Consider the following 8,278-nt stretch of genomic DNA (forward strand, 5'->3'; position numbering starts at 1 on the left):
CTCTACCAACTGAGCTACTTTCGCGTTGGTATTGTTGTTTTATTGTACTCAGAGCGGGAATCGAACCCGCACGACTTTTAAGGTCACAGGATTTTAAGTCCTGCGTGTCTACCAGTTCCACCATCTGAGCATAGTCTTATTTCAATATCTGTTGAAATGATGACTGTTTACTTAAAAACCTGTAAAGGTTTTTAGAGCGAAAGACGAGATTCGAACTCGCGACCCCGACCTTGGCAAGGTCGTGCTCTACCAACTGAGCTACTTTCGCATTGGTTTCATTAAATCATTATCCAATGATTCCCTTTTTAAAACAATAATTAATAACCTTGTTTCCGTTTGGGATTGCAAATATAAATACTTTTGTATTACCGTCAAGTTATTTTTTATAAAAAATGCTGCGGTTAAGCTAAGCCATTGGTCTTTAGTACTTCCGAGATTAAATCGCTTTCAAAACCCTTCCCCATTAAGTAAGAAGTAAGCTTATATTTCCTCTTGTAATCGTCTTTTTCTTTAATGGAGGGTAACTTTTTATTCGCTAAAACGAGTATAGTTTCTAAATACTCATCATAATCTATTGTTTTCAGCGCGTTCAAAATCATCTTTTCAGTTACCCCTTTCAATTTAAGGCCCTGTTTGATTTTCATCTTTCCCCATTTCTTTATCTTAAATTTACCAGAAACGTAAGCCATCGTAAAGCGCTCCTCGTTCAAAAAGTTTGTCTGTATAAGTTCGGAAATAATTTCTTCAACCTCATTTTTCCAAAGCCCCCATTCATAAAGTTTGTTTCTGATTTCCTGCTGAGATCTTTCCTGATAAGCACAGTAGTGCTCAGCTTTTGCCAAAGCCGCTTTCTTATCTAACTTTACGGTTTGTTTTTTTGATGAATCGAGCATTTACAATATTACAAAATGTGCTTGTCATTAGTGTGATTTATGTTTAAACAAGAATTTCTTATTTAAGTGCGGTGTTTTTATCAAAATCTTCATTGGGCTGGGTTTTAATGTCTTGTAAATGAGTAAAAAGCGCTAATTATCTCAAACATTTTGTTTGTTTTAGGGTTTTTTTATTAAATTATTGCTGAAAAGGCGTATTTTAGCTTCGTTCGGATGTCATTTAGTTAACTCTCCTTCTATGGAACCAAAAAAAATATTGAAAGTCGGATTAGATTCTGCAGCGCCATTTCCTATGCATTCAGATTACAATTCTGAAAATTTTGAAGGTTTCGAAGTCGACTTAATGAAAGCCATAACCGAACATCTTGATCTGGAGGTAGAGTACGAAGTTTCATTATGGGCAACCATTCTCGAAAAGCTGTTTAAAGGGGAGCTGGATCTCATCTGCTCTGCAGTAACGGTTACACCCTCGCGGAGGCATATCCTTGAATTCAGTAATCCCTATCTGCATTTTAGATTATGTGCTGTAGTTAATAATGATGATGACATAAAGGACATAAATGACCTTAGAAATAAAACAATCGGTATCAGAGAAGCAACCGAGGCAGAGCGATATGTTCATGTTAATTTCCCGGGCAACAATATGGTACATGCCGAAACAAACAAAGAATTATACAGAAAGTTACAAGCAGGAAAAATAGACCTGCTTATCGATGATTCACCAATTGCAGGCGGGTTTTTACAAAAAAACAAAAAACTAAAAGTAGGGATGTATCTGCCTAAAACAGATTCTCAATATGCGATTGCCATGAAAAAAGGGGATACTCAGCTTCGTGATCAGTTTAACGAAGTTCTGGGTCTTTTAAAGGAGAATGGAACCTATCAGACGATTTATAAGAAATGGTTCACTGATATTCAGTTTTAGAAAAGCTCATATAAAGACCATACTTTTAGAACGAGCTCTCATTCATTTCTTTAAAAAAGTTTAATTTTGAGGCATGAGCAATCCCAATTATTCCATTTCTCTTATTGCCGGCATTTTAAGTGCAAAATCATACATAGCCAATGATCAGGCTATAATTACCAAATTGGTAATTGATAGCCGAAGCGTAATTGATCCGGATGAGTCTTTATTTTTTGCTTTGAATGCAAAAAGAAATGGGCATGAGTACCTTAAAGATGCTTATGCAAATGGAATTAAGAATTTTGTAATCAGTGATGAGGATTACATTGGTAGTTTTCCTGATGCTAATGTCCTGTTGGTTGCTGATGTATTAGTTGCGCTTCAAACTTTAGCAAAATACAACCGTGAACATCATACACTAAAAACAATTGCGATTACCGGAAGCAATGGTAAAACTATAGTTAAAGAGTGGTTGTATCAATTGCTTGCAGCTGATTTTAATATAGTTCGAAGTCCGAAAAGTTTTAATTCTCAAATTGGTGTGCCTCTTTCTGTATGGGAAATTGAAGAGAACCATACCATGGGGATATTTGAAGCAGGTATCTCCAAATCTGGTGAAATGGATAGCCTTGCCGAAATTATACAACCAACAATAGGTATTTTAACCAATATTGGTGAAGCACATGCAGAAGGTTTTTCTTCCGTTAAAGAAAAGCTGCTCGAAAAGTTAAAGCTCTTTAAAAATGCTGAGTTGTTTATTTATTCTCCGGAATATACTGAGGGATTAAGTTTAGATGATTTACCAGGCAAATCAAAATTCTCCTGGAGCTTTAAACAAAAAGCAGATCTACAGATTTTATTTATAGAGCCAATAGATGGCAGGAATTATATAAGAGCGAAGTTTAAAGGCGAAGAAATAGAGTGCTTAATTCCGTTCAGCGACAAAGCTTCTCTTGAGAATGGTGTTATTTGCTGGGCCACCTTGCTTGCATTGAATTACACACCTCAGCAAACAGATGCTTTGTTAGAAAAGCTGACACTTGTTAGCATGCGTTTGGAACTGAAAAATGGAATCAATCAATGTTCAGTTATTGATGATTCTTATAGTGCCGATATTTCCTCATTGGCCATTGCACTTGATTTTTTAAACCTGCAGAACCAGCACCCTAAAAAGACTCTTATACTTTCTGATTTGTATGAGACGGGGAAAAGTGATGAGGACCTGTATGCAGAGATATCCGCCCTGCTTAAGCAAAAGAATGTAAACAGGCTGATAGGGGTTGGACCCCATATTTCTGCCGCTGCAAAGCTATTTGATATGGAAACTTCCTTTTTTGATAGCACATTAGCTTTTATCGAGAACTTTCCATCTCTTCATTTTAGTAACGAAACTATTTTAGTTAAAGGAGCCCGCAGGTTCGAGTTTGCCCGGATCAGTAAACTGATTACCCAAAAGATACACGATACGGTTCTGGAGATCGATTTAAATGCGTTGGCAGGCAATCTGCAGTTCTATAGAAATAAAGTAAAACCTGGCGTTAAAGTTATGGCAATGGTAAAAGCTTTTTCTTATGGTAGTGGTAGTTTTGAAATTGCCAACCTGTTACAATACCATAAGGTTGATTATCTGGCTGTAGCTTATACAGATGAGGGAGTGGCGCTTAGAAAAGGAGGTATTTCTATGCCTATTATGGTAATGAGTCCTGAACCTTCTGCTTTCGACGCTATAGTTAAGCACAAGCTGGAACCTGAAATTTATAATCTGGATATTCTAAAAAGCTTTATCAGTTTTCTAAGTGAAAATGTGAAAAATTATCCCGTCCACCTCAAAATAGAAACAGGAATGCACAGGCTAGGTTTTGAAGAACCGGAATTGGCAGATCTTTTACAACAATTAAATGAAACCGAGAAAGTAAAAGTGATTTCTGTATTTTCTCATCTGGTTGGAAGCGATGACCCCCAACATGATGAATTTACGGCACATCAATTGGAAAGATTTACGGCCGCGGCAGATAAGATTAAGGATGGAATAGGCTACTCATTTATCAGGCATATTTCTAATACATCAGGGATTTCCCGTCACCCCGAGGCCCAATTGGACATGGTTAGACTTGGAATTGGACTGTATGGTTTTGACGGAGGGTTATTTCATAATAAAGGGCTCCAAACTGTAGCAGTTTTAAAAACTACAGTAACTCAGGTAAAGCCTATAAAACCTAATGAAACGGTTGGTTATAGCAGAAGGGGTGCTCTGCCCAATGGAGGCATGATCGCAACCGTTAAAATTGGTTATGCCGATGGATATAACCGTAAATTTGGAAATGGCGTTGGTAAAATGCTGATTAACGGTCAGCTTGTACCTACTGTTGGTGTGATATGCATGGATATGTGCATGTTGGATGTAACTGGTTTAGACGTGAAAACGGGCGATGAGGTGATCGTTTTTAATGGAAAGCTTACCATCTCTGAGTTAGCAAAACAAATAGATACCATACCCTACGAAATATTAACAAATGTATCTCAAAGGGTAAAACGAGTGTATTTTTATGAGTAGTTTTATCTAAGTTTGCATCATGAATAGAATTGGTAGGGCGTTGTTAAATTACCTTATTAAAGGGTTGTTGATTGTGCTGCCTATTGCACTAAGTATTTTTATTGTGATTTGGGCTGTTACTACGGTAGACAGCTGGTTAAATGTAAACAATATTCTCGGAGTAGATCCAAGAACCGGGGCAAGCAGAAATATTCCCGGACTAGGCTTAGCATTGGTAATTTCCATTATCCTGGCTGCAGGAATTTTTGTAACTAACTTTGTTACTGAACCAATGTACAACTGGTTTCAAAAAGCTTTAGACAGGCTTCCTGTGGTAAAGTTTATTTACTCATCTATTAAAGATCTTACTGAAGCATTTGTAGGCGATGAGAAGAAGTTTAATCACCCGGTGCTTGTAGAGGTTGAAGGAGATTTAAAGAGGATAGGCTTTCTTACTCAGGCTGATCTTAAATCAATAGGACTTCCTGGAGAGGCAATTGTTTATTTCCCATTTTCGTACTCTTTTGCCGGTCAGGTTTACGTTGTTAAAAACGAAAAGATTAAGTCGTTAAATATGAGTGCTGCGGATGCCATGAAGTTGGTTGTATCTGGCGGAGTTAGCCATTTCTAAAATAATATGATCAAAATTTATCATAATAATAGATGTAGTAAAAGCAGGTGTGCGTTAACTATTTTGGAAGATAGCGGAAAGGAATTTGAAGTGGTCAATTACCTGGAAACCGTTCCTACTGTTGAAGAATTGCAGACTATTGTCGGTAAATTAGGAATTGCTCCTCCTGAGCTCGTGCGTAAATCAGAAGCTCTTTATAAGGAGAATTATAAAGGGAAAGATCTTTCTGATGACGAATGGATCGCAGCAATGGTTGAAAATCCAATATTGATAGAACGTCCGATATTAGTTTCTGATGATCTCGCCGTTATAGCAAGACCATCAGAAAAAATTTATGACTTTCTTCAACAGCCTGTCTAGAAATTCGGTTTTAGAACATACTTCTCATAGAATCTGAAAATATGCTCGGTAGCCTCTTCGGCCGTATCAACTAGTCTGAATAGGTTTAAATCCTCTGCATGAATGTTATGCTCCTTGTTTAGCATAGTGCTGGTTATCCAGTCCACTAATCCACTCCAATAATCCTTACCTATAAGCACAATAGGAAATCTTGCAATTTTACCTGTTTGTATAAGTGTTATTGCTTCAAAAAGCTCATCCATGGTACCCATACCGCCGGGTAAAACAATAAAGCCTTGCGAGTATTTCATGAACATTACCTTTCTTACAAAGAAATAATCAAATTCAAGGAGCTTGTTATGGTCAATGTACTTATTGTGGAATTGTTCAAAAGGCAATTCTATATTTAGACCAACTGACTTGCCACCATTTGTATGTGCACCTTTATTCCCTGCTTCCATGATACCGGGTCCGCCGCCAGTAACAACTCCGTAGCCACGGTCTGTTAGCAGTTTGCCACACTCAACAGCTATTTGGTAATACTTATTTGTTTCAGCAGTTCTTGCCGATCCAAAAATGGTTACGCATGGGCCTATTTTTGCCAACTTTTCAAAACCGTCAACAAATTCGGCCATTATTTTAAAAATCTGCCAGGAGTCGGTAACTTTTATTTCCTGCCAGTTCTTGTTCTCAAATGCGCTTCTTATTTTCTCTTCACTTGTCATTCTAATAGGTATTATAATATTTAAAATTTGGTCTGGGTTGTAGTTTGTTTCCCAGTTATCCAAAGAAGTATAAACGTAATCAGGCCATTTAATATGATAAGCTCAAAACCCAGGGCGTAATTAAACCAGTTTAAAGAATTTATATCTATTATATAGCATAGTATTGGCGAGACGATACAGATATAAGGTACAAGCTTATCTGTTACAGCTTTTTTAGTCAGCATACCAAAACCGAATAATCCTACCAATGGACCATAAGTATATCCGGCTGCTTTGAATATCGCGTTCACAACAGAATCGTCATTAATGAGTTTAAAAACCATGATCACAAGAACCATTAATATTGAAAAGCCAACATGCACATAATGTCTTTTACTTACCAGTTTTGGGTCGTTTTGATCAGCCTTTTTATCGAAATGTAAGAAATCTACGCAAAATGAAGTGGTTAAAGCAGTCAATGCCGAGTCCGTTGTCGCAAATGTTGCAGCGGTTAATCCGAGCATGAAAATAATGCCGGGAATAACATTCAGGTAATTTAACGCAATTTCAGGGTAAAGGTGATCTGGCGTTTTTAATGCAGCCACATCAATTCCATTTTTTGCTGCAAATAGGTACAATAAAGCGCCTACACTTAAAAAGAAGATGTTCATTACAACAAAAACCGCAGTAAAGGTGAACATGTTTTTTTGCGCTTCACCTATTGTTTTCATGCTCAGGTTCTTTTGCATTAAGTCCTGATCAAGCCCAGTCATGGCAATGGTTACAAAAATACCCCCAAGGAATTGTTTAATAAAGTGCGTTTTACTGCCCATAAAATCTTCCCAAAAGAAGATTTTTGAATAGCTGCTGTTTTTTACCGCTTCAAAAGTGCCGGCAATATCCAGGTTTAAAGACCTTGCAATAAAAATGATAGATAGCACCACAGACAGGAGTAAGAATACGGTTTGTAAGGTATCGGTAATGATAATGGTTTTTAATCCTCCCTTATGGGTATAAAGCCAGATAAGCACCAGACAGATAACGATGGTGAGCCAAAAAGGGACATTCCAGGCATCGAATATGAATTTTTGCAATACGATAGCAACAAGGTAGAGTCTGAAAGATGAGCCAATAGTACGCGAAACTAAGAAGATAACAGCACCACTCTTATAACTCCAAAAGCCTAAACGCCTTTCAAGATAGGTATATATAGAAATGATGTTTAACCTATAATATAAAGGCAATAGTACCGTGGCGATAATGACAAAACCGACAGCATTACCCAGTATAAACTGGAAATAGCCAAACTCGCTTTTACCTACCGCTCCGGGTACGGAAATGAAAGTAACGCCGGAAAGAGCCGTTCCAATCATTCCAAACGCTACCAGGTACCATTTTGAATTTCTGTTTGCTATAAAAAATGAAGCGTTGTCGGAGTTGTTTCGGGATGTAAAATAGGATACACCTATTAGCAGTGCAAAGTAACCGAGCAGAAAAGACAAAAGTATAATTGGACTCATTTTTTATGATTAGTTAAGATTCTAAATGTAAGAAACCCTCATGAGTTTCTACTTATAAAAATTAAATATCAGGAGATAAATATAAATTTACATTCACAATTTATCTAAGTTTGTAAGATGAACTTTTCTTCTAAATTGCTTGAGGACGCTGTTAACGAATTTTCGAAGTTACCTGGCGTTGGACAAAAGACAGCTTTAAGGTTGGTTCTGCATTTATTAAATAAAGAGCAGGAGGAAGTGGAGCATTTTGGAAATGCAATTGTAAGGCTTAGAAAAGAAATTAAGCACTGCGGCATTTGTCATAATATTTCTGATAACCATATTTGCGAAATATGCTCAGCACCTAAGCGCGAAAAGGAAGTGATTTGTGTAGTAGAAGATACCAGAGATGTTATGGCTGTGGAAAACACTTCTCAATATTTTGGCGTTTATCATGTGCTTGGCGGTTTAATATCTCCAATGGATGGAGTAGGACCATCTGATCTGTTTATTGATTCATTGGTACAGCGGGTCGCTACAACTCCCGTAAAAGAAATAATACTGGCACTTAGCGCCACAATGGAAGGTGATACTACACTCTTTTATTTGTATAAACGGCTTAAAGATTTTCAAATACCAATTACCACGATTGCCAGAGGAATTGCCTTTGGAGGTGAGTTGGAGTATGCTGATGAGATCACACTGGGAAGGTCTATTATTACCAGAGTACCTTATGAAAACTCATTAATTAAATAATTAGAATGGATTTTAAGAA

Annotated in this window: 8 protein-coding genes and 2 tRNA genes; 5 read left to right on the forward strand and 5 right to left on the reverse strand. The window is 37.2% G+C overall.

Going from position 1 to position 8,278, the window contains the following annotated elements; all coding sequences use genetic code 11:
- Positions 1-45: 45 nt before the first annotated feature.
- From AC1DDX_RS17800 to AC1DDX_RS17810, 3 genes are all read right to left on the reverse strand, one after another.
- Positions 46-130 (reverse strand) — tRNA-Leu (locus AC1DDX_RS17800).
- A gap of 65 nt (positions 131-195) precedes the next feature.
- A tRNA-Gly gene (locus tag AC1DDX_RS17805) sits at positions 196-268 on the reverse strand.
- A 133-nt stretch (positions 269-401) separates the two neighbouring features.
- Complete coding sequence (locus AC1DDX_RS17810) at positions 402-893, reverse strand: regulatory protein RecX (protein ID WP_172660513.1); 492 nt, start codon at positions 891-893, stop codon at positions 402-404.
- A gap of 238 nt (positions 894-1,131) precedes the next feature.
- Here AC1DDX_RS17810 and AC1DDX_RS17815 point away from each other — a divergent pair, with 238 nt between their 5' ends.
- From AC1DDX_RS17815 to arsC, 4 genes are all read left to right on the forward strand, one after another.
- The gene (locus tag AC1DDX_RS17815; RefSeq protein ID WP_172660512.1) at positions 1,132-1,818 is read left to right on the forward strand and encodes a substrate-binding periplasmic protein; all 687 of its coding nucleotides are present in this window, start codon (positions 1,132-1,134) and stop codon (positions 1,816-1,818) included.
- A 73-nt stretch (positions 1,819-1,891) separates the two neighbouring features.
- Positions 1,892-4,351: a bifunctional UDP-N-acetylmuramoyl-tripeptide:D-alanyl-D-alanine ligase/alanine racemase gene (locus tag AC1DDX_RS17820; protein WP_337715218.1), complete on the forward strand. Its 2,460-nt coding sequence runs from the start codon at positions 1,892-1,894 to the stop codon at positions 4,349-4,351.
- A 19-nt stretch (positions 4,352-4,370) separates the two neighbouring features.
- A complete protein-coding gene (locus AC1DDX_RS17825) occupies positions 4,371-4,961 on the forward strand; it encodes a DUF502 domain-containing protein (protein ID WP_172660510.1) in 591 nt (196 codons plus the stop codon).
- Positions 4,962-4,967: 6 nt separating this feature from the next.
- Complete coding sequence (arsC, locus tag AC1DDX_RS17830; protein WP_288880907.1) at positions 4,968-5,321, forward strand: arsenate reductase (glutaredoxin); 354 nt, start codon at positions 4,968-4,970, stop codon at positions 5,319-5,321.
- Here arsC and AC1DDX_RS17835 read toward each other — a convergent pair.
- Together AC1DDX_RS17835 and AC1DDX_RS17840 are read right to left on the reverse strand one after the other, a co-directional pair.
- Positions 5,318-6,025: an LOG family protein gene (locus AC1DDX_RS17835; protein ID WP_288880910.1), complete on the reverse strand. Its 708-nt coding sequence runs from the start codon at positions 6,023-6,025 to the stop codon at positions 5,318-5,320. The genes arsC and AC1DDX_RS17835 overlap by 4 nt on opposite strands.
- 20 nt (positions 6,026-6,045) lie before the next feature.
- On the reverse strand, positions 6,046-7,524 hold the full coding sequence (locus AC1DDX_RS17840; protein ID WP_172660507.1) for a sodium:solute symporter: 1,479 nt from the start codon (positions 7,522-7,524) through the stop codon (positions 6,046-6,048).
- Positions 7,525-7,641: 117 nt separating this feature from the next.
- Here AC1DDX_RS17840 and recR point away from each other — a divergent pair, with 117 nt between their 5' ends.
- Positions 7,642-8,259, forward strand: coding sequence for a recombination mediator RecR (gene recR, locus AC1DDX_RS17845; RefSeq protein WP_172660506.1), 618 nt, complete (start codon positions 7,642-7,644; stop codon positions 8,257-8,259).
- The last annotated feature ends 19 nt before the right edge of the window (positions 8,260-8,278 follow it).

This window comes from Pedobacter sp. 10L46_2 (genome assembly GCF_056395165.1).

Coding starts and splice junctions, on each gene's coding strand:
- AC1DDX_RS17810 (WP_172660513.1), bottom strand. CDS start 893: ATGCTCGATTCATCAAAAAAACAAACCGTAAAGTTAGATAAGAAAGCG.
- AC1DDX_RS17815 (WP_172660512.1), top strand. CDS start 1,132: ATGGAACCAAAAAAAATATTGAAAGTCGGATTAGATTCTGCAGCGCCA.
- AC1DDX_RS17820 (WP_337715218.1), top strand. CDS start 1,892: ATGAGCAATCCCAATTATTCCATTTCTCTTATTGCCGGCATTTTAAGT.
- AC1DDX_RS17825 (WP_172660510.1), top strand. CDS start 4,371: ATGAATAGAATTGGTAGGGCGTTGTTAAATTACCTTATTAAAGGGTTG.
- arsC (WP_288880907.1), top strand. CDS start 4,968: ATGATCAAAATTTATCATAATAATAGATGTAGTAAAAGCAGGTGTGCG.
- AC1DDX_RS17835 (WP_288880910.1), bottom strand. CDS start 6,025: ATGACAAGTGAAGAGAAAATAAGAAGCGCATTTGAGAACAAGAACTGG.
- AC1DDX_RS17840 (WP_172660507.1), bottom strand. CDS start 7,524: ATGAGTCCAATTATACTTTTGTCTTTTCTGCTCGGTTACTTTGCACTG.
- recR (WP_172660506.1), top strand. CDS start 7,642: ATGAACTTTTCTTCTAAATTGCTTGAGGACGCTGTTAACGAATTTTCG.